Origin of the sequence: Solibaculum intestinale (assembly GCF_040096205.1) — a bacterium.
Lineage (GTDB): Bacteria > Bacillota > Clostridia > Oscillospirales > Acutalibacteraceae > Solibaculum_A > Solibaculum_A intestinale.
In genome coordinates this window covers 66,618-88,928 of the sequence record NZ_JBBMFD010000001.1, presented here as the reverse complement: position 1 = coordinate 88,928, position 22,311 = coordinate 66,618, and the positions used below count along the sequence as shown (strand labels likewise).

Annotated in this window: 17 protein-coding genes and 1 pseudogene; 15 read left to right on the top strand and 3 right to left on the bottom strand. The window is 50.3% G+C overall.

The features are described from left to right. Positions 1 to 157: 157 nt before the first annotated feature. Positions 158 to 4,786: a hypothetical protein gene (locus WMO26_RS00405; protein WP_349217555.1), complete on the bottom strand. Its 4,629-nt coding sequence runs from the start codon at positions 4,784 to 4,786 to the stop codon at positions 158 to 160. 238 nt (positions 4,787 to 5,024) lie between these two features. Between WMO26_RS00405 and WMO26_RS00400 the strand changes: the two genes are divergently transcribed. After that, a complete protein-coding gene (locus tag WMO26_RS00400; RefSeq protein ID WP_349217553.1) occupies positions 5,025 to 5,243 on the top strand; it encodes a hypothetical protein in 219 nt (72 codons plus the stop codon). Positions 5,244 to 5,530: 287 nt separating this feature from the next. Here WMO26_RS00400 and WMO26_RS00395 read toward each other — a convergent pair whose 3' ends face one another. Both WMO26_RS00395 and WMO26_RS00390 read right to left on the bottom strand, forming a co-directional pair. Continuing rightward, positions 5,531 to 6,145, bottom strand: a complete 615-nt coding sequence (locus tag WMO26_RS00395; protein ID WP_349217551.1) for a class I SAM-dependent methyltransferase — start codon at positions 6,143 to 6,145, stop codon at positions 5,531 to 5,533. Between the two features lie 77 nt (positions 6,146 to 6,222). After that, positions 6,223 to 7,182: a helix-turn-helix domain-containing protein gene (locus WMO26_RS00390; protein ID WP_349217550.1), complete on the bottom strand. Its 960-nt coding sequence runs from the start codon at positions 7,180 to 7,182 to the stop codon at positions 6,223 to 6,225. 202 nt (positions 7,183 to 7,384) lie between these two features. On the opposite strand from WMO26_RS00390, the gene WMO26_RS00385 reads away from it, so the two are divergent. From WMO26_RS00385 to WMO26_RS00320, 14 genes and pseudogenes are all read left to right on the top strand, one after another. Further along, positions 7,385 to 9,160: an ABC transporter ATP-binding protein gene (locus WMO26_RS00385; RefSeq protein WP_349217548.1), complete on the top strand. Its 1,776-nt coding sequence runs from the start codon at positions 7,385 to 7,387 to the stop codon at positions 9,158 to 9,160. After that, entirely contained in the window at positions 9,154 to 10,896 is a 1,743-nt protein-coding gene (locus tag WMO26_RS00380) for an ABC transporter ATP-binding protein (RefSeq protein WP_349217546.1), read from the top strand. The genes WMO26_RS00385 and WMO26_RS00380 overlap by 7 nt, the downstream gene beginning before the upstream one ends. 89 nt (positions 10,897 to 10,985) lie before the next feature. Then, complete coding sequence (locus tag WMO26_RS00375) at positions 10,986 to 11,930, top strand: ABC transporter permease (protein ID WP_349217545.1); 945 nt, start codon at positions 10,986 to 10,988, stop codon at positions 11,928 to 11,930. Further along, complete coding sequence (locus tag WMO26_RS00370; RefSeq protein WP_349217543.1) at positions 11,920 to 12,744, top strand: ABC transporter permease; 825 nt, start codon at positions 11,920 to 11,922, stop codon at positions 12,742 to 12,744. Before WMO26_RS00375 ends, WMO26_RS00370 begins: the two co-directional genes overlap by 11 nt. After that, on the top strand, positions 12,741 to 13,526 hold the full coding sequence (locus WMO26_RS00365) for an ATP-binding cassette domain-containing protein (RefSeq protein WP_349217542.1): 786 nt from the start codon (positions 12,741 to 12,743) through the stop codon (positions 13,524 to 13,526). The genes WMO26_RS00370 and WMO26_RS00365 overlap by 4 nt, the downstream gene beginning before the upstream one ends. A gap of 4 nt (positions 13,527 to 13,530) precedes the next feature. Then, complete coding sequence (locus WMO26_RS00360) at positions 13,531 to 14,289, top strand: ABC transporter ATP-binding protein (protein ID WP_349217540.1); 759 nt, start codon at positions 13,531 to 13,533, stop codon at positions 14,287 to 14,289. Between the two features lie 61 nt (positions 14,290 to 14,350). After that, positions 14,351 to 15,982 carry an ABC transporter substrate-binding protein gene (locus tag WMO26_RS00355; protein WP_349217538.1) on the top strand — a complete coding sequence of 544 codons (1,632 nt, stop codon included), beginning with the start codon at positions 14,351 to 14,353 and terminating at the stop codon, positions 15,980 to 15,982. A gap of 46 nt (positions 15,983 to 16,028) precedes the next feature. Beyond that, the gene (locus tag WMO26_RS00350) at positions 16,029 to 16,394 is read left to right on the top strand and encodes a metal-dependent transcriptional regulator (protein WP_349217536.1); all 366 of its coding nucleotides are present in this window, start codon (positions 16,029 to 16,031) and stop codon (positions 16,392 to 16,394) included. Between the two features lie 67 nt (positions 16,395 to 16,461). Further along, positions 16,462 to 16,917, top strand: coding sequence for a winged helix-turn-helix domain-containing protein (locus WMO26_RS00345; RefSeq protein ID WP_349217534.1), 456 nt, complete (start codon positions 16,462 to 16,464; stop codon positions 16,915 to 16,917). A gap of 155 nt (positions 16,918 to 17,072) precedes the next feature. Further along, positions 17,073 to 17,687, top strand: a complete 615-nt coding sequence (locus tag WMO26_RS00340) for a TetR/AcrR family transcriptional regulator (protein WP_349217883.1) — start codon at positions 17,073 to 17,075, stop codon at positions 17,685 to 17,687. Between the two features lie 109 nt (positions 17,688 to 17,796). Further along, entirely contained in the window at positions 17,797 to 19,569 is a 1,773-nt protein-coding gene (locus WMO26_RS00335) for an ABC transporter ATP-binding protein (protein WP_349217532.1), read from the top strand. Between the two features lies 1 nt (position 19,570). Continuing rightward, on the top strand, positions 19,571 to 21,304 hold the full coding sequence (locus WMO26_RS00330; protein WP_349217531.1) for an ABC transporter ATP-binding protein: 1,734 nt from the start codon (positions 19,571 to 19,573) through the stop codon (positions 21,302 to 21,304). Between the two features lie 314 nt (positions 21,305 to 21,618). Then, positions 21,619 to 21,742: pseudogene (locus tag WMO26_RS00325) on the top strand (cysteine-rich VLP protein); the annotation flags it as partial. 60 nt (positions 21,743 to 21,802) lie between these two features. Next, the gene (locus tag WMO26_RS00320; protein WP_349217882.1) at positions 21,803 to 22,111 is read left to right on the top strand and encodes a cysteine-rich VLP protein; all 309 of its coding nucleotides are present in this window, start codon (positions 21,803 to 21,805) and stop codon (positions 22,109 to 22,111) included. Positions 22,112 to 22,311 lie beyond the last annotated feature (200 nt).

Below are 22,311 nucleotides of genomic sequence, written 5' to 3'. Positions count from 1 at the left end.
ACTCTCCCATCCATGTTCCAACAATCCTCTCCTTATTCCCAGAAAACGGGTACCTCCCACAGACGGTACCCGTTTTTCTTGCCTTAAAAAACCACAAAAGGAAAGCCCCGGCCTTCTGTAACAGAAGACCGGGGCTTTTTGGATATGAGAATGGTGTTTAGCCGCGGGAAAGGGTGATCCGGGCGGTATATGCAGTGTCCAACCACTGAGAACCGGCCGCATCCTTGATCTTCAGGGCAAACGTACGCTGGCCGGGCGTACCGACCGCGATGGTATAGGTCCAGATGCGTTCGTCGCCATGGTCCACATAGCTCACGCTGCTGGCGGCCAAGCCAATGCCCGACTCGTTAAACAGCGCTACCTTAGATACCGCGGTGCTGGTCTTAATGGTAAAGGTAAGCGACTGATTGACCGCGCCAAAGGCCGGGGCTTGGATGGAATAGACCTCCGCCGGCACATCTGGAACAACCGCCGCATCACCGATGACAAAGGAGACATTGACGTTCGCATCGGTTTCACTGCCTTCCCCGTCGCGCAGCAGCACGTCCATGACGCGTTCCCCCTTGGTGGAAAGCGAGAAGGTCAGAGTGAACTTAGCGTCGCCATTGCCGATGGGTTCCTTGGTCCACTGGGTGGCCAGGTAGACGCCGTACTCATTGCGGAGCACCGGCCGGGTCCAATCCTCGGACGCGACGACGGTCACGGTGATGGGCTCATTGACCGCATAGACTTTCTTGTCGGCATTGGCGGTCACCGGTTTTTCCTCGACGACAATTTCTTTGGCCAGATTCTCTTCCAGAATCTGCACCTTGATGTGGTCGGCGGTATAGGCGGCTTTGCCGGAAGTACGGAAGCCCACCGAGCCGGTTTGATAGGTATCGTCCTCATACACCATAACAAGCGCACCGTTGACATAGACAATATAGGTGCTGCCGATGGCGTAGATTTCGAAAGCGGCGGTGTCGCCCTCTCCTAAGGTAGCATAGGGAATATTCTGAATCTGAGTATAGGTTCCGTCTACACAGGTATAGAAGAGCAGGGATTTATAGCCGAAGCTGACCATCATGTGGTTCTTTTCATCCTGGGCGCGCAAAATCACATCAGGGCTCAAATCCCCAAATTTCACCGTGCCGGAATACTTATAATTTTTCCATTCCTTCGCGCCTTCTCCGTCGTAATAGGCGGTGACGCCGTTACCCACATTGAGAATGCCGCCGCCGACAGAGAGATTGCCCGTGTTCTTGCCTTTGAAGGCGCTCAGATCGCCGGAGGAGAAATCGTTCGAATAGAGCGTTTCCGCCGTCAGGCAGTGAAGATAAGTGGAGAGAAAATCGGCCGGGAGCGCGGCATAGTCGTCATAAAACCCGCGCAGCACGGTAGAACCGGCCTTTTTGGCGGTGACGCTGCCGTCGGCATTGACGGTAAAGAGGTCATCGTCCGCCCGCAGAGAAGAGGTATAGGGCAGGTCCTCAAGGGCGCCGGTACGGGTGGTAAGCTTGAGAGCGGGGGTGAAGGTGTCGCCCCGGGTTACAGACGCGGGCGCGTCCAGCACCACTTGGGGAACAAAGACCACCAGCGCGTCGATCGCGACCTGCAGCTCTCCGACCGCAGTCATCACTTCGTCTTCCGTGACGTTTTCCTTGTCCATCACCTTCTGTGCTTCCAGGATAGCGGCCTGCAAAGCGGCAAAGCTTTCGACGGTATAGGCGTCTTCCTGGATGGCTCGGGCTTCTGCCAGCTTCTCCTTGAGCGGATCGGTGGGAAGCGTTGCCTGTTCCACGACGATTTCCTGCGAGAGGCTGTCGCTTAAGACTTCCACTTTGATATCGTCGGCGGTGTATTTTGCTCGCGAAGAGGTGCGAAAGCCCACCGAACCGGTCTGATAGGTGTCGTCCTGATAAATGGTAACCAGGGTGCCGTTGACATAGACGATGTAGGTGTCACCGATGGCATAGATTTCGAATTCGTCAAACCCGTCCGCCGCCAGGCAGGAATAGGGAATGTCCGCTTTCGACTCATAGGTGCCGCCGATGCACGTGTAAATGATCAGAGATTTGATGCCGAAGCTGACCATCATGTGATTCTTTTCGTCCTGGGCGCGTAGGATCACGTCGGGACCCAGGTCGCCGAACTTGATCTTTCCGGAATACTTGTAGTTTTTCCATTCCTTCGCGCCTTCGCCGTTATAGTAAGCGGCAACGCCGTTGCCAACGGTGAGAATTCCGTCGCTGACGGTGAGATTACCTGGATTTTTCCCTTTAAAGGCGCTCATATCCGCAGACGAGAAATCGTTCTCATAAAGGGAATCTGCGGTGAGGGCCTCCAGGTAGTAATAGAGCGCGTCACTGGGAAGGGCGGCAAAGCTCGCAAAGGAGGCGTGCAGGGTAGTAGCGCCCTTGTTCTGGGCGGTCACACTGCCGTCGGCCCCGATGGAGAGGAGATCCGGGTCTTCCACGGATAGGTTGAGGGCATAAGGAAGATCCTGCATCTCGCCGGTGCGGGAGGTGAGCTTAATGGAGGGGGTGAAGGTCTGGCCACGGGTCACAAAGTCCGGCGCTACCAGCACCGCCTGGGGAATGTAAGCCTTCAGCCCGTCGATGGCCGTTTGCAGGTTCGCGATGGCAAGGAGGATTTCGCTTTCGCTGGCGTCCGGCTTGTCATGCACCGCTTCGGCGTCATGAATGGCCGTCTGCAACGCCGCGTAGCTTTCGATGGTATAGTTGCCCTCCACGATGGCTCTGGCCTCGATCAGCTTGGAATTGAGCGGGTCGGTGGGCACATTGAAGTCGATGGTGAAGGTTTCATTCTTGGTGTTGGTCACGGTGACGATCCCGCTGCCGTAGACGCCCTTGACGTAGGGGCTGTTATACATGAGCTCCGGCGTCAGGTCCAGGGGAACGCCGTTTTTCTTGGGCAGGACGTTTTGCTCAGTGGACAGCTCCAAAACCTCGCCCTTGAGGTTTTGAAAGAAAAATGTATTCCCCGTCCAGCCGGACTGCGTCCCCTTAACTGCGGCCTTGAAGGCATCAAACGAAGCATAGTCCGCCTTGGAGGCGCACTGGATGATAATCGGCACAAAGTCCTCGGTAAAGTTGATATATTTGCCGCCGATGAAATCCGAAACGCTCTTGATGGAGCCACGGCTGGGCTTGATTGCCACGTAGCTCGTGCCGTCGGGGTCGTAGGCGAAGAGCCAGCCGTCTTCCTCTGCCTTGGTGCTATAGAGGTCATTGGAGATGTAAACGAGGGTATCGTCGCAATTGGTCCGCTCCGGGATGCCCTGCACAAGCAGCGCGCCCTGGGAACCGATGCCGTCGATCTCATTGTAGCCGGTAGTGCCCCGGTTTTCATACCCTTCGATCTCGCCCATATGGGAGGTGCCGTTGCCGGTGACATAGACGCGGGAATCGTACTTGCCTTCCGCCAGGCCCCCTTCAAAGATCACGCCCATCCATTTGTTCTGGCTGTGGATCTTCATGTACTCCTGGGTCCGGTCAATGGTGACGGCACCTAGAATATAGTCGGGGGTAACGTAGGTCTGCTTTAAGGTCATGGAAGGCAGTAGCGCCTTATAGGTCGAACCGTTTCCGCCCCGGCCCAAGGGGGTGGACTCATACAGATAGCTGCCCTTGGCCTCAGGATGAACGGCAAAGTCATAGAGCACATAAGGAGCCTGATAGGAGGTGGCGCAGGTGCTCAGCATGGAGGGATGGCATCTGGAAGTGCCGGTATTGTAGGCTTCCTTGTATTCGGGGATACCGAACTGGACATAGTTATAGAAATTGCCCGCGTCCGCAATGCCCTGGACGGAATAATAGTTCTTATAAGAACGGCTCTTCGCCCCGCCGCGGCTTTGGTAAGTTTCCATAATCAGGTCGGTGTAATAGTTGTCAAGGAAAGCTTCGCAGAGTTCGTGGATGTCTGTTTCCTTGCCGAAATCATAGATGGAAAGAAGGGAATCCATGGTAAACTTCGGATAACTGGGAGATGCAGCCTCCGCAATCAGGCCTTTGCGGCCGCGGATGCGGAAATACTCGCGCAGGTATTCCGCCCAGGTATCATGATACTGCTGCAGCGTCCGTCCGCCCACCTTGTTATTGGCGTAATTGCCGGAAGAAAGGAGCAGCTGGGACCCGATGTAAAACGACGAGCTCTGCACCAGATCGTGGTTACCGGAATCCTTAATCAAGATGTGTTCCTCGGAAAATTCGGCTCCGGTGGGGATGCCGTCGTTGATGGTCAGGTACTGCCAGAACCAATCCTCCAAAGCGGCCTGGGCTTCCTTTGTCAGGCGGCCGGGATACAGCTCGCTTTTGTCTGAGAAGGAGAACCAGGTGCGCATCATCAGGTTCATGCAGAAATAGGTTAGGTAGGACTGGGTGCCGGGGGTGGGTGGATAGTCCTTACACAGGCTTACCACAAACTGGTTGGCCCGGTCCACATCCCGGTTGGCCCAGAGCGCCGCAAAGGCATAGCCGGCCTTCGACCAGGCGGCGCTGTCGGCGGCTTGTCCCCATTCGCCGGTGCCGCCCTCACCGTCCACAATCGGAACGGAAGGCTGGTCCACATAGTGGTTGATTTGCTCCATCTGCCGATCTTTGAACGCGTTGAACACGGCCACGGTTTCGGCATCCGCCCCTTCCCCCGGGAGGCGGGCGCTGTCCACAACAGCCGATAGCTTTGGCTGGTCGGCTGCCACGGCCGTGAATGCCATAGTACCCGCCAGCAGCTGCACGCTCAGCACCAAAGCCAAGCAGGATCGAAACAACGATCTTCCTTTCTTCATCCTAAATACTCCTTTTTCTTTCTCTTCTTTGTGAATGCGATCGGGTTCTTCCTGTTGCTTCCTCCTTTCTCATCTCTTTAATATGCACAATAATTCCATAAATATGGATAAAACTATTATCATAATATCACATCAGTACGCGAAAAGCAACAAAAACAATCATAAATAAAGTGAAAATCAAGCTATTTTTCCAGTCTCCCTGGGCGCAAGAGGGCGGCTGGAAAGCCGTTTCTTCCCTTTGACCGAAGACGCCGCCTGTTTCTTGCATTCCCTGGACCTGTCGGAAAACGAGCTTCTTTTTCTGCTGGACACGGGAAAGGCTGGGCAAATAGCTGCAATTACGGCGGCTGGTCCGGAAGATTGGGTTCATGCCGATATTTTTCCCCGAGCACCAATCATGAAAAAAGAGCGGCCGGCAATGGCAGAGGAACATATAGAAGTATTAGAAAAATACTAACCTATGCCAAGTGAACGGGAAATAAGAAAACTCTATGTGAATGGACGAACCATTTGCATAGGGTTTTTCTTTTGCTTATTGAAAATTTTTCAGCGTTCGCAGGACGCGCAGCCGCTACCGAAGGTAGCGATCTTGGGGGCTTGGGGGTTATCCCTCAACAAGCGTTTTGGCGGGTCTGCTCCCCGCCAAAATCGCAAACATGTACATGTTTGCATTGCTTGCCAATCTGTGAATATGGATTTGAAGTAAAATGAAAGGTGTGACAGCGTTGTATGCTGTCGCACCTTTTAATTATCTTTTTTGCAAACCAAACAAAGCCAATCTTTTTTGTTTTGGTCTACCTCGATTTTTGAAAACCCGGCATTTTTCAATGCTTTCTCGATCTGCCCGGAAGTGTAAATTGTCATACCTTGGATGATGCCCGTCCATTTTTCGTCCTTTGTATTTTTTCCATTGGACTCATTACAGATTAGAAATGTTCCACCGTTTTTAAGCACACGATATACTTGCTGGAAAGCAATTTGAATATCGGGCCAAAAGTAGATCGTTTCAAAGGCGGTTGCCAAATGAAAACTGTCTTTTGAAAACGGCAGGTTCATAACATTGCCTTGCAAAACTTCACATCGGCCTTCCTGAATTACTGCTCGATTGAGTTTTTTCGATTTTTGAACACTAACTTCGGAATAGTCAATACCAGTTATCCGTCCATTCGGGCTTTTTTCCAAAAGGCGTTTAAGGTTAGCCCCTCCACCGCAGCCAATATCCAGACAGAAATCATCGTCTTGGATTTCTATATGCGCCAACCCCCACTCCGCAAGCGCGGCATGACCGGCGTTCATCATATTAACCATAACCTTCCCTGCAAATCCTTTTGGTTTGCAGGTGTTTTGAAAGAAAGACATATTTTTTCTCCTATTTAACATGATGCAGAAAATTGGTAAGCAGCAATTCCCCGAAAATCTTCACGCAAAGTTAGAAACTAAATTTCCCCGGGCGTAACGCCGTATCTTTTTCTGAAAGCGTCGATAAAATGGCTCGCATTGGTATAGCCAACCATCCACACCACATCTTTTACCTTGTATTTTCCGCTTTGCAGCAGGCGGTAGGCCATCTCCATACGCTTTTCCACTATGTATTCATAGACCGTACAATGAAAACAGGTCTTGAAGCCCTGCTTCAATTTGGTTTCGCTTAAAAAGCATTGTTCGGCAATCTGTGCGATTGTCAAAGGATGAAGAAAATGGTTGTCAATGATCTCTCTTGCCTTCATCAAACAACGGTAGTCCTCTCGGGAAATTCCCTTGTCGTTTTTTTGTGTTCCAACCACTTCATCGCAGAACAGGGACACCAATTCTAATACCTTTCCCTCAAGGTACAGCCTGCGCAGCTTTCGTTCGGGCGGGCAGTCCAATAACTGTTGCAAGACAAGTCGTATCTCCGGTGTGGTGGAAAACACATGGGTACAGATTTTATTATCCTGCCGGACTAAATGCATGGCTTCTAAATCTTCCATCAGCGGGGCAAACCGCTCCTGCTCCAGCGAAATACTCAATGTACGGTAAGGATTTTCCGCACTGAAATGGCTCACGCACCGCGAAAGAGTTCCGCACTGCAAGCTGCACTGTGTTGGGGAAAGCTGATAGCACTCGCTGCCTGATTCCCGATAATTCCATTCACAAATCCCGTTCATGCAAAAGGAAAGCTGAAACACCTTGCGCTCTGGATATTCTTCACACAGTTCCGTTTCTTTTTTGAAAGCCATCTCGGACTGCACCAAAAACAATCCCTTAGATAGCTCCTGCATGTTCACCAAACCATCGGCAACCTGTTTTGTGAGATCAAAGCAGTTGCCGGTTTGTTTATGTCCTATGGTACCCGAAAGGCCGGAAATCTGAAAAGAGTGCGGCACATATTCGGGCGAGGACCATTGTAAAAGCATAATGCCAAACTCCTTTCATAAAAATCTTGGTTAGCAATAACTAACTATATAATAGCACATTTACATGCAAAAAGCAACCCACTGTAAAAGCAGATTTGCCGGATTGGGGTATAAAAGCGCCGGATTCGGTCACAAAAGCGCAGGCAGTTTTGCTATGCTAAACTGTGTTTGGAAAATAACACGGAAAGGCGGGTAAATGTATATGCAAAAAGAAAATGGCAAGAGAGAGTCCCCCTATAAAGGAATCCTCAAATTTGCCGACGAAAAGAAACCGCAGCTATCATTTGCCGTTGTCCTATCTGTTTTGTCCTCTGCTTTTGGTATTGTTCCATATATCGCGGTTGCAATCTTGCTGCAAAAGGCATTGGCAAACAGTCTGACAACGACTTGGGCAATCCTTTTGCCGGTTATCGCGCTGTGCGGGTATCTTTTGAAGCATATCCTTTACGCAAAATCGACGCTTTGCTCCCACAAGGTAGCTTACGAAATTATTAAAAATATTCGTACTTCGATTATGAAAAAGATGTCCAAGGTATCTATGGGAACGATTCAGAGCAAATCTTCCGGCGAGTTTAAGCAGCTTGTCATCGACGATGCGGAAAGGCTGGAAGGGCCGCTTGCCCACGCCATTCCTGAGATGACCGCCAGCATACTTGTCCCGATCTTTGTCATCTTGTATTTGCTGGTGATCGACTGGCGTATGGCGCTGGCAGCTTTGGTTTCGGCCATTTTGGGAAACCTGATCTATTACAGCATGATGTTTGGACGCAGTGAAGTAATGAAGGAATATATGATGTCCAATGTCAATATGAACTCGACCATTGTGGAGTATGTCAATGGCATGGAGGTTATTAAAGCATTTAATCAGACTGCTTCCTCAATGGGGCGGTTCCAATCAGCAGTCATAAAGGTAAGAGACATCACGACAAAGTGGTATAAGCATTGCTGGCCGTTTATGAGCATCAGCCAAGCGATTCTACCATCCTCGATTGCCTTTGTTTTACCTGTTGGAATGGCTCTTATTTCAGGCGGTGCGGTTAGCCTTGCCGAACTCATTGTGTGCATCCTGCTCTCTATGGCAATCGTCGGCTCCTTGCAGAACTTTACCGAGTTTTGGGAAAGTTTTGCTGTCATTTCCGAAGTGCAGCCACGTATTCAGACGCTTCTGGATATGGAAGAACTGCCGGAACCGGCGCAGCCAAAGCATACGGACAGCGCCGACGTGCAGATGAAGGATGTCCATTTTGGTTACGGCGACAGTGAGATCATTCACGGCATTTCCTTCTCTGCGAAGGCGGGAACTGTAACTGCCTTTGTCGGACCTTCCGGCTCGGGCAAATCGACCCTTGCCAAGCTGCTTGCCCGATTTTGGGATGTAAACGCGGGTGCGGTTTTCGTGGGCGGCGTTGACATTCGTGAAATGTCCCTTACTGATTTAACGGAGAAGATCAGCTATGTCTCGCAGGACAACTTTCTGTTCCATATGAGTCTGCGTGATAATATCCGCATCGGTAAACCGGATGCCACCGACAAGGAAGTAGAATGGGCGGCTGCACAGGCTGGATGCGATGAATTTATTGCGAGATTCCCTAAAGGGTATGACACCAATGCAGGCGACGCCGGTGCAAGGCTTTCCGGCGGGGAACGCCAGCGTCTTGCCATCGCGCGGGCAATCCTCAAAAATGCGCCTATCGTAATCTTAGACGAGGCCACCGCCTTTACAGACCCGGAGAATGAGGATAAATTGCAGCGTTCGATTGATAAGCTGACGAAAGGAAAGACGCTGATTGTCATTGCCCACCGGCTCTCCACCATTATGTATGCCGATCAGATTTTGGTGCTGGAGGACGGGCAGATTTCCGCACAGGGAACCCATGAGCAGCTATTATCCCGTTCAGAAACCTATCTGGATATGTGGAAAGCTCACATCAGCGCAATGGATTGGAGTATGAATCAGGAGGTGAGCGAATCATGCTGAAAATTATCCGGCGCGTACTGCGTTTAAGCGGAGATTTATCGAAACGGATTTGGGGCAGCTTTGTCTGCGGCTTTCTGGAATCTATGTTTGGCCTATTGCCCATTGCCGCCGTGTTTATCGTTTTAACGGAGCTTCAGGCCGGTCATCCGATCACAGGCCAAACATGGGGTATCGTCATTTGCCTGATTGCCGGTGGCTTGCTTCTTCGCATCCTTTTCAAATACTTGGTTTACCGGCTGCAAAGCACAGCAGGATTTGAGTTTGTAGCCAGAGAGCGAATTGCTTTGGGCGACCGGCTGCGGAATGTACCGATGGGATTTTTCCACGATAACAGTATGGGTGACATCACGGCTACTGTGACAACGGATTTGAATTTTCTCGAGAACTATTCCATGCACATTCTCGACAAGGTTACAACCGGCGTTTTGAGTATGATTGTCATGGCCGCCTGTATTCTGACCTTTGACTGGCGCATTGGTTTGATTTTTGTAGCGGGAATCCTCCTTTCCTTCCCCATTTACAGCTTTATGCAGAGGAAAGGAAAAGATTTATCGGCAAAGCGGCAGAAAATCCAGTCCGAAGCGGTTGCGGCCACATTGGAATATGTGCAGGGGATTTCCGTTGTAAAGTCTTTTAATATGTGCGACAAAAATTTGAGCGATATTGAGGATGCCTACGAAAAAAATGCGGATGCCGCCTATGACGTAGAACGGGTTTTCACACCGCTGAACATGACCTATTCGCTGGTATTCCGTATCGCAGCCTGTGTGATTATGCTGTTCGCTGGGATTCTGGCGGCCCACGGCGACTTATCCTTTGCCAATCTTGCCGTTATCCTGATCGCCTCCTTTACTATCTTCAATCCGATTGAAGTGATGGGGCAGATGACAACCATGATTCGGACGATGGACGCTGCCCTTGACCGGGTAGAGCGCATTAAGAAGGCAAAAAAGATTGATGAAGATGGCAAAAACATTGTTTTGGATTCCTTTGATATTGCTTTTCAGCATGTTTCTTTTGCCTATGAAAACGGGAACCCGATTTTGAAAGATGTGAGTTTTTCCATTCCGCAGGGCAGCATGACTGCGATTGTTGGCCCCTCCGGCGGCGGCAAAACCACCATTACACGGCTGATTGCCCGGTTTTGGGATGTGCAGGAGGGCAGCATTACCGTAGGCGGCCATAATGTCAAAGAGTTTACCTGCGACAGCCTCTTGGAAAACATGAGCATGGTATTCCAGAATGTCTACCTGTTCCGCGATACCATTGAGAACAATATCAAATTTGGCTGCCCGGACGCAACCCATGAACAGGTTGTAGAAGCGGCAAAGAAAGCCTGCTGCCATGATTTTATCTCCGCTCTGCCGCAAGGGTATGACACGGTGATTGGCGAGGGCGGCTCTACTCTGTCCGGCGGGGAAAAGCAGCGGATCTCCATCGCCCGTGCCATGCTCAAAGACGCGCCGATTATCCTGCTTGACGAGGCGACCGCCAGCGTTGACCCGGAAAACGAAGTGCATTTGCAGCAGGCCATCAGCGCCTTGGTAAAAAATAAAACGCTGATTGTCATTGCGCACCGCTTGTCTACCATTCGGGATGCCGATCAGATTTTAGTGGTGGACAACGGAAAAATCGTAGAAAAAGGCGTTCACGCTGAATTGATACAGCAAAAGGGAATCTATCAAAATTTCTGGAATATCCGGCAGCGGGCGCGGGACTGGAAACTTGCAAAATAGCTTTGATAGACTGCGGCGGGCGTTATGCCGCCTGCCGCAGATATTTCGAGATAATGGTTAGCTTCGCTTAACCGGAAAGGAGGGTGACGATGATGAAATCTCATTGGGTAAAACGGATTGTGCGGCTGCTGGTTCTGCTATTTGGCGTAAGTGTTTTGTGCTTTGTATTAACCGCACTATCCAGCACGGATCCGGCCACCTATATTGTGCGCCGGGGAAATCTCTCTCCTACGCCGGAAGCGATTGAACAGGTACGGGGGGAGCTTGGCTTAGACCAGCCTTTGCCGGTCCGGTATATCAACTGGATTGGCGGAGTTTTACACGGCGACTTTGGCGAGTCGATTTTTTCAAACAATGAAGTCGCTGCGGATTTGGCGAGATATTTCCCGCAAACGCTGCAATTAGTGGCCTTGTCGCTGGCTGAAATTATCGTATTTTCGATCTTGCTGGGTGTTTTGTGCGCCGCAAAAAAGAACAAGCTGACCGACCACATCATGCGGGTTGTTTCGATGTTCGGGATTTGCGTCCCACCGTTTTGGCTCGGCTTTTTGCTGTTACTTGGATTTGCTGTAGGAATCCCCATTTTCAGCGTAACACCCGCACCGGGGATTATGGGATTGATATTGCCATCTATCACATTGTCCTTCCCTGTGATTTGTTCAACCGTGCGTGTATTCCGCGCTTCTCTGCTGGAAGAAATGCACCAAGACTATGTGAGTTTCGCCCGTGCGAGCGGTATGACAGTAAAAAGGATTCTCTGGAAAAAGGCGTTTCGCAATGCGCTGCCGCCCGTTATTACTTTGTTTTGTCAATATGTAAGTTATTTGATTGCAGGGAGCGCCGTGATTGAAAAAGTTTTTTCCATCAAGGGCGTAGGCAATTATCTGATGAACTGCATTATGGCAGCCGATGCCAATGCGATTGGCGCTTGTATGCTGATTATCGCGGCGCTGTATCTGTTAGCCGAACTATTTGGCGAGATATTAAACCATGTGCTGTGCCCGTGGAGAAAGGAGGAAAGCGATGCTGCGTAAAATATTGAAAAATCCGCAGGCGGTCATTGGACTTGCCCTGATCGTGCTGATTTGCGTTGTCGCAATCGTTGCACCGCTTTTGGCTCCCAATTCTCCCGACACGGTAAATCCACTACTGAAATATCAACCGCCGAGCGCAGACTATCCACTCGGGACCGACCAGCTTGGCCGGTGTGAATTATCCCGCCTGCTGTATGGTGCGAGAGCGTCTCTCGGTCTGGCGCTTCCCATTCTGATTCTGCTGGGAGGGATCGGGTTAATTCTCGGTATGATGACAGCGTGTATTGGCGGGTGGTTTGACCGCATTGTAACAGGAATCAGCCAGGTATTTATCGCTTTTCCCACGCTCATTATTGCGGTGGCCATTATTGGTGTGCTTGGGGACGGACTGCAAAATATCATTTGGGCGGTTGTCATCTCCATGTGGGCGCGGTTTATGCAGATGATACGCACCTACGCGAAAACGGAGCTTGGGCGGGATTATATTGTGGCCGCAAGGGTGTCCGGCTGTGGGATGTGGCAGCTTATGCTCCATCATTTGATCCCTAATATCCTGCCGCAGTTTTTGGTGTATTTTTCAACCGGCGTGGCTTCTGCCATCCTTACCGTTTCCAGCTTTTCTTTCCTTGGCCTTGGCCTGCCCAGCGGTACAGCGGAATGGGGCGCAATGCTGGAGGAAGCGCAGGTGGCGCTGTATTCTCACCCGGAACTGTTAATCTATCCGGGCATCTGCATTTTCATTGCAGCAGCAGGCTTTAACCTGTTTGGCGAGGCACTTCGGGATATTCTCCAGCCACAGGAGGATGTGCTATGAACGAAACGCTATTGCAGGTGGAGCACCTTACCATCAAATTGAAAAATCAGAATCAGGAATTGGTGCGGGACATCAGCTTTTCACTGGAGGAAGGGGGGACCATTACCCTTTTGGGCCAGTCGGGAAGCGGAAAAACCCTGACCTGCCGGGCAATCTTAGGACTGCTAAACCGCAGCGCCTTTCAAGTAGGCGGTGAGATACTTTTTGAAGAAAAATCGCTTTTGCAGCTAAAGGAAAAAGAACGGGCGCTGTACTATGGCAGCCAGATTGCCTTTGTACCGCAAAATCCCATGACTGCGCTGGATCCGTCTCGAAAAATCGGCGTTCAAATGGCTGAATTTCTCCGGCTTCATCAGGAGCTTAGTAGAAAAGACGCGCTTTCTCTTTGCGAACAGGCGATGGCTCGGGCGGGACTGACAGACACAAAAAGATTCCTGAACAGCAGACCCTATCAGCTTTCCGGCGGTATGCTCCAGCGGGTATTGATCGCCCTTGCCATCGCTGGGAAAGCAAAACTGGTGATTGCGGACGAACCGACCACCGCATTAGATGCGATTCACCGGGACAGGGCGGTAGAACAGCTTTTGAAATTGCGGGAGCAAGGCTGCGCCATTCTGATCGTGACCCACGATTTTGATGTTGTCCGGCATATCGGCGGCCATGTCCTGATTATGAAGGAAGGCCGGATGGTAGAGCGCGGCAGAGCCAAAGAAGTTTTGCAGAACCCAAAGGCCGGTTATACAAAAGAACTGATTGAGGCAATTCATTTGGGATGGGGGTGATCGAGTGCTGGAGATTAAAAATGTAAGCAAACAGTATCGGGGTGAAGATAAGCTGCTCTGTGATGCCGTTTCGGATGTGAGCCTGTCTATGGAAGATCACCGCATCTATGCTTTGGTGGGAGAAAGCGGCTGTGGAAAGAGTACCCTGTCGCGGTTGATTTTAGGATTGGAGTCCCCATCCTCCGGTCAAATCCTGCTGGATGGGAAAGCCATTTCCCGTAAAGGGGCAAAACGGCGAAAAGAAACAGCCAAAGCGATCCAGCTTGTTTTACAGGACGGAAAAAGCGCCCTTGACCCTCACTTTACGGTTTATCAGGCGATTGCCGAGCCAATCCGAAATCTGCTGCATGTACCCAAAGAGAAAGAACGGACGAGAATTTTTGAATTGCTTGACCGTATGGGGCTGCCGAAGGAAACAGCAAACAAGAAAACAGACGAATTATCCGGCGGGCAGCAAAAGCGCGTGGGGATTGCCCGTGCGCTGGCGATTTCCCCACGATATATCGTTTTTGATGAATCCATCAGCGGTTTGGATGTCATCCTTCGCAAAAAGATTCTGGAATTATTAAAAAGCGTTCAAGAGGAAGAAAGGTGCAGCTATCTTTTCATTACCCATGAGATTGACGCGGCGCTTTACCTCGCGGACGAGATTCATGTAATGCAAAACGGGAAACTGATTGAAAGCTGCCGGTGGAATGGAAATCTGGATGTGTTCCAAAATCCCTATACCAAACAGCTTTTACAGGCCTCCCACTTGATTTGAAACAGGTATATGCGCTTTTCAGGCGTGATATATACAAAAAAACGAAAGGACGGTTTATTTTATGAAACTAAAATCACTTGCTGCGCTTATGATGGCAGGCGTTATGACGCTTGGCCTGTGCGCCTGCAACAGTACAACTCCCGATGCTTCCGATGCCAATACGGATCCGGTAAGCATTACGACAACAGAAAGCTGGGATTTTTCCACCGGCTTCTATCCGGCGATGTCCCCCGCCACCTCTAACGGTATTTACGGATTCACCTACTATGCCCGTAACTGCTATGATACGCTCGTCAACCGGGACGGCGGTGAATTTAAGGCTGGGCTGGCCGAAACATGGGACATCAGCGACGATGGCCTGACCTATACCTTCCACCTGAAAGAAGGCGTGAAGTTTTCGGATGGAGCTGATCTCAATGCGGAGTCAGTAAAAACCAGCTTGGAGGCGGCGTTCTCCAACTTGGGAGACTATGTTGCATCTTTTGGTAAGATTGGAATACTCACGGAGTCGATTGAAGTGGTGGACGAACATACGGTGGCGATTCACCTCACTACACCCTATTATGGCGTTTTGAACGACCTTGCCATGTGCAACCCGATGGGAATCGTATCGCCCAATGCGTTCAATGAGGATTTGACAACCAAAGAAGAACTGATGACCCAGACAATGGGAACCGGCCCCTATATGTATGCAGGAGATGGCGATGGAGCCTCTTATACTTTCGTTCGCAATCCTAACTATTGGGGCGAAAAGCCGGATGTAGACGAATTTACGGTAGAGATCATTGCAGATCCCGATGCTGCGGTTCTTGCGCTGCGCAATGGCGAAGTAGACCTGCTGGCAGGTACATCCCGTTTGAGCTTCGCAGGCTATGCCGAGCTTTCCTCTGTCGATGGAATTGGTACTGCCTTAGATGACAGCATTTCCAACAGCCGTTTCATTGGCTTTAACACACAGCAAGCGCCGTTTAACGATGCCGCTGTCCGGCAGGCGGTGGCTTATGCCATTGATAAAGATACAATCAGTGAAAGCGTATTCTCTGGCCTTGAAACACCTTCAGAGCAGTTGCTTGATCCTTCGCTGCCCTACTGCGATGTAGAGACAACGACCTACAGCTATGATGCAGACAAGGCAAAGGAATTGCTGGAAAATGCCGGTTGGGTAGACAGTGATGGCGATGGCATCCGTGAAAAGGATGGTACAAAATTAAGCGTTACGCTGGACTATATCACCAATCAGGGAACGATGGACGATGCGGCGCTTGTAATCGCGCAGGAATTGGGTGAAGTAGGCTTTGAGGTAACGCCTCGCGGTTCGGATAACCTGACTTGGTTCACACAGGTTTCTACCGATTTTGATTTTTCGCTCCACACAACCTACGGCGGCTACTATGACCCGTTCCTCACCATGACAAATATGAACCCCGAAACGATGTCCGATCCGGTTCTGTGGCAGGTTGCCCTTACTATGGAAAATGGTACAAACACTATTAAAGAACTGGACAGCACAGCCGATTTGAACCGCGTGCAGGAAATCTACAACCAAGTGCTTGATTTTGCGGCAAATGAAGCTGTGTTGGTTCCCTTTACTTCGGCTCACCAATATGCCGCCTTCAATAGTGAGAAGATTGATTCATTCAGCTTTGGCAGCGATCAGTTGTTCATTGAAATCGCCAATGTAAAGGCGAAATAACGGCTGCAAATACTAAGGGAAGATGTTCTGGAAAGGAGGTGTGCCAATGGCCTTATCATCAGCGATGGAGGATTATCTGGAAGCTGTTCTTATGCTCCAGAAACAAAAAGGCTATGTCCGGTGTGTGGATGTCGCAGAGCAATTAGGGGTGAAAAAACCTTCGGTAAGTCGGGCGGTCAAGGAACTGTCTAAATCCGGCCATATCATGAAAACGGCAAACGGCACACTCTCCCTGACAGAACAGGGCTTACAGCTTGCCGAGCAGATTTACGAAAAGCATCGCTTTTTCACAGAACGGCTTATCGCAGCCGGTGTGGATCCCGAAATCGCAGAGCATGATGCCTGTAGTATAGAACACGCGATCAGCGCGGAGTCTTTTCAAAAATTAAAGGAAGCATTGGATGATGGTTAGGTGGTGATGATATGGGAAATTAGCTGTACTTGATTTAGCTGAATCCGGCAGGCAAATAGGAGAAAAATTGTTTGTCCTGCTTACCGCAGATCAAAAGAAGGAACTGACGCGATTTGTCCTCGAGAACGAAACAAGTTTCGTCGATCCGGCTGATACACCATATCAAAACATCTTTCGAGGCAAATATACCATTCCACAGCAGGCCAAGCACCCTTTTACGGAAATCCAAAAAGATGATTTATACTTCTGCTTAGAGCAAAGACTTGTTACGGTTCGTGAGCAGATAATCGAGCTAACCGTCAAAGAATTTGAAATCTTCTCCCTGCTTATCCTAAATCCCAAACGGGTGTTCACCTATGAGATGCTTATAGATTTGGTATGGCATGAGGACTATACCTACTACTCCCGCAAGGCGGTCAATAACCATGTAAGCAACCTGCGGAAGAAGTTAAAGATTGCTCCCGATCTCCCGGACTATGTGAAAAGCGTCTACGGTATCGGCTATAAATTTGAAGAACAATAACAAAGAAAAGGTGGGACAGCGTTGTATGCTCTCCCACCTTGTTCTATCTCCAATGTTTGAAATGCCTCTATGGACAATTCCCCTCTTGACAGAACCCGCTTCTTGGTATAAAATATAACAGTGATATATAACAGCGTTATAAGGAGGCGAGGGAAATAGACAAAAATCTGACAACCTTAGAACGCATCCATCAAGCGGCAAAAACAGAGTTTTTAGAAAAAGGCTACAAAGACGCTTCCCTGCGGAATATCGTTAAATCTGTCGGCATGACTACGGGAGCCTTTTATGGCTATTACAAAAGCAAAGAAGAACTGTTCGAGGCTTTGGTGGGCGAGCATTATGCGTATCTGCTGAACTGCTTTCAAAAAGCGCAGAAGGAATTTGCCGATCTCCCCCACGAGCAGCAGCCGGAGGTTATGGGAGATATTTCCGGCGCTTGCATGTTTGATATGCTCCACTACGCCTATGAACATCTCGAGGAATGTAAACTGATCCTCTGCTGTTCAGAGGGGACGAAATTTTCCGGACTCATTGATGAAATGGTGGAAATTGAGGCAGCGGCGACCCACGCCTATCAGGAGGTCTTGCAGGAGCTTGGCCGACCTTCCCCGCAGATCGACCCCGCGCTGGAGCATATTCTGATTACCGGCATGTTCCACACCTTTTTTGAATTGGTGATTCACGAGATGCCGCTGGGGGACGCAGAAAATTATGTGAAGGAAATGCGAGCCTTCTATACAGCCGGATGGATGAAAATTATGGGGCAGTAACGCCCTGTAATTTTTGCCCGTCGGTTAGCAATAACTAACTTACGCGGATATAAGAAGAACGCGCTTGTGTTCTCTTTATCATAAATCAAGTGAAAAGGAGGAATCTTCTTTGAAAAAACAATCCAATCTGTCACGCCTGCTACAGATTGCAGGCAGCCACAAATACCTGACTTACGCTTCCTGGGTGCTTTCCGCTATCAGCGCCCTTGTTGCGTTAGTGCCTTTCTACTATATTTGGAAGGTCATGCAGGAAGTGTTGGCGGTTGCGCCAGACTTTAGCCGGGCGCAGAATTTAACCCATAACGGTTGGATGGCGGTGCTGTTTGCGGTGATCGCGGTGCTCATTTACATAGGCGCTCTGATGTGCTCCCACAAAGGGGCGTTCCGCATTGCCACCAACCTGCGCCTGCAAACGATGGAGCATATTGTAAAGCTGCCGCTGGGGTTTGCAGAGCAGTTTGGCAGTGGCAGGCTGCGCAAAATCGTCAACGAATCCAGTGCCGCCACCGAAACCTATCTGGCGCATCAGCTTCCCGACCGTGCCAACGCCATCGCCACACCCTGCGGCCTTTTGGTCCTGCTGCTGGTGTTTGACTGGCGGCTGGGACTTTTGAGCCTCGTTCCAGTTGTGTTAGGCTTCCTGATTATGATGACGATGACTGGACAGCGTATGCAGGAAAAAATGAAGGAATACCAAAATGCCCTCGATGACATGTCCAATGAAGCAGTAGAGTATGTGCGGGGGATTCCCGTTGTGAAAACCTTCGGGCAGACCATCTTTTCTTTCAAGAAGTTCAAGGATTCCATTGACCGGTATAAAGTGTGGGTGATTGCCTATACCAAGGAACTTCGCGCTCCAATGATGTTCTACACAGCGGCGATCAACGGCGTGTTTGCCGCGCTGATTGCCGGTGCGCTGATTTTTACCCGGGGCGGCGTAACGCCGGAGTTTCTGCTGGATCTGATGTTCTATATCATCATTACGCCCATTATCTCCGTCACCCTTACCCGCATCATGTTCCAGAGCGAAAATGCCATGATCGTGGACGACGCTTTGCACAGAATCGACAGCGTATTGAATTTGAACCCTCTTGCAGAAGCAGCGCAGCCGGAACACCCAAACGGCGCTTCGGTACAGCTTAACCATGTTCGTTTCAGTTATGATGGAAAAAACGAGGTTATCAAGGATATTTCGCTTTCAATTCCCGCAGGGCAGACGGTAGCTTTTGTGGGACCGTCCGGCGGTGGCAAAACTACGCTTGCCAATTTGATCTGCCGGTTCTTTGACCCGCAGGACGGGCAGGTGAAGATTGGCGGCGTGGATGTAAAGAACATCGCCAAGGAGGAACTGATGAATACCGTTTCTTTTGTATTTCAGAACAGCCGCCTCATCAAAGCCTCGATTTTAGAAAATGTGCGCATGGGCAAACCGGACGCGACCCGGGAAGAAATCATGGCTGCTCTCCACAACGCCCAGTGCGATGACATTCTGGAAAAGCTGCCGAAAGGAGTGGACACTGTGATCGGGACAAAGGGTGTGTACCTTTCCGGCGGCGAACAGCAGCGGATTGCCATCGCCCGCGTGATGCTGAAAAATGCGCCTATCGTAATCTTAGACGAGGCCACCGCCTTTGCCGACCCGGATAATGAATCCCGCGTACAGGCAGCCTTTTCCAAGCTGTCACAGGGGAAAACGGTGATTATGATCGCCCATCGGCTCTCCACCGTGGCTGGCGTAGACAAAATCTATGTCATCGAGGACGGACAGATCACAGAGAGCGGCAAAAGCCGTGATCTGCTGGAAAAAGGCGGCGTATTCAGCCGCATGTGGCAGGATTATCAAACTTCCGTACAGTGGAAGGTTGCAAAGGAGGTACAATGATATGATAAAACGGCTGCAAAAACGGTATGCCCTTTCTGAGCAGGGGGCGAAAGACTTGGTGAAGGGCTGCTTGGCCTGCGTGCTGCAAAACCTTTCCTTTATGTTCCCGGTGGGCCTGCTGTATTTTTTGGTAGGCGATTTGATGGCCGGCGGTGTTCCTGGTGAAAAAATCGCTTTTTACATCGTGGGCTGCGTGGTGTGCATTGGCTTGATCTTGCTTACCACTTACTTTCAGTACAACGCCACCTACTTTGCCACCTATACGGAAAGCGGTGTGCGAAGGATTACGCTGGCCGAACGGCTGCGGAAGATTCCGCTGTCCTTCTTCGGGAAAAAGGATCTGGCGGATCTCACCAGCACCATCATGGCCGACTGCACCTTTTTGGAACAGAGCTTTTCCCATTTCATTCCCGAACTGGCAGGCTCCATCATCTCCACCGTTTTAATTTCCATCAGCCTTTTGGTGTTCGACTGGCGCATGGCATTGGCGGCGCTGTGGGTGCTCCCGGTGGCCTTTGCCATTGTGGGGTTCTCCGCAAAGGTGCAGGAACGGCTCAATCAGAAAGCGATGGATGTAAAGATGGCCTGCGCAGACGGGATTCAGGAGTGCATTGAAACCGTGCGCGACCTCAAGGCCAACAACGCCGAAGCAGAATACCTGAAAGGCTTGGAAAAGAAAATCCGTGCCGTAGAACACCGCTCCATTCTCAATGAGTTTGGGTTAGCTGCCTTTGTGGTGTCCGCGTCACTCATATTAAAGCTGGGAATTGCCACGGTTGCGTTGGTAGGCTCTGTCCTGCTGATAGGCGGCAGCCTCGATGTGCTGACCTTCTTTATGTTCCTGTTGGTTGTTTCACGGCTCTATGACCCGCTGCAAGGGGCGCTGCAAAATCTGGCGGCGGTTATCAGTACCCGTACCAATATCGCCCGTATGAATGAAATCCTCGACCATCCGATTCAGCAAGGAGAAAGCACGCTCACCAACAAAGGCTATGACATTACCTTCGACCATGTAGGTTTTGCTTACAACACAGGGGAAACCGTACTGAAAGATGTTTCCTTTACCGCAAAACAGGGCGAAGTCACAGCTTTGGTAGGACCCTCTGGCGGGGGAAAAACTACTGTTTCCCGTCTGGCGGCAAGGTTCTGGGATGTGAGCCGAGGAAAAATCACCGTGGGCGGCATGGATATTTCCAAAATCGACCCGGAGGCGCTGCTTTCCCTGTTCTCTATCGTGTTTCAGGATGTCACCCTGTTCGACAATACCATTCTGGAAAATATACGGATTGGGAATAAGGATGCAACCGACGAACAGGTTTTGGCTGCTGCAAAACTTGCCAATGTGGATGAATTTGCCGAAAAGCTGCCGGAGGGCTGGCATACCAACATCGGGGAAAACGGCTGCGAGCTTTCCGGTGGGGAACGGCAGCGGATTTCCATCGCCCGGGCTTTCCTGAAAAACGCGCCGATTATCCTTTTGGATGAAGCAACTGCTTCCCTCGATGTGGAGAATGAAACCTTGATTCAAACGGCGCTTTCCCGCCTGATTGCGGATAAGACGGTGCTGGTGATCGCCCACCGGATGCGCACTGTGGCCGGAGCCGATAAGATCGTGGTGCTTTCAGAAGGGACTGTGGCAGAAGATGGCGCACCGAAAACATTGCTGGAACAAAACGGCCTTTACGCCCGCATGGTGAAGTTGCAGACAGAGAGCCAGAACTGGAAATTGGCGTAAAAATTTTGTTTCCTTCGGTTTTATTATCCGCCGCATCGGCTATAAATTTGAGATTTGAAAAATACCATCATGGCTTGAAACAGTCGTGGTGGTATTTTTTTAATTTTTACACCCACTGTAAAAATCTCTGAGAAATGAAGTGACTATTAGAAGCATATTTTTGTGTTTACCCATGCAACAATCTCTCGAAAAATGTACGGATATATGAAAGGTGTTTTTGACTGCCGCAAATTTATTTTCAAAAGGGGGTGTCATTTTGCTTTCAAAATGTACGGATAGATAGGGAGAGTTTTTTGACAGTCTGAAAGGAGACGATAAAAATCAGAGAGAAAATCCCTATCATGACCTATTCCCAGTACCGCCGGGCAAGAAAGCCGGTTCATCAATGCTGCAACTATGACGGAGGGAACTGCCTTGTCCTTGACGATGGAGTTCACGGGGTCCCCACAAAGTTTAATGACTTTGTGGGGAGAGGACGAGCAGCGAAGTAAACGAGCTTTGCTATTTATAGGAAAGCGAGTGATATGGAGCTTGCGAGGACGAGTTTGCGTGCAGAGCATTTCCTGCTCCCTGCTGTGCAGGTGGTTCCGCGTTGCTGTCCTGCCTTTGGATGAATCGTTGGAGACTGCTTTGCTTCATCAAAAGGAACAAAAGCGGTGCGCTGTCTGCGGCCAGCCCTTCCTTCCCGGTTCCAACCGGGCGAAATACTGCAAGTCCTGCGCCGCCATCGTCCACCGCAGGCAAAAAACTTTGGGCGACCGGAAAAAGCGGGCTGCCTGCGGACAATTAGAGGCGAAAAAACCTTGATTCTGCGGGCTTTGTAAGCGCCGGTCAACGGGATAGAACATCCCCTTTTACCCACCCAAATTGAGCTTCTAATTGTCCGTATTGGGACTCTCCGTATTCGGGATTTCAGGACACGGAAAAGCGGACGCTCTGGAGCGTCCATATCCTGTATTTCAGCCCGTGGCTGTCCTGTCTCTCTGACGGCCCGGATTTAGACGGTA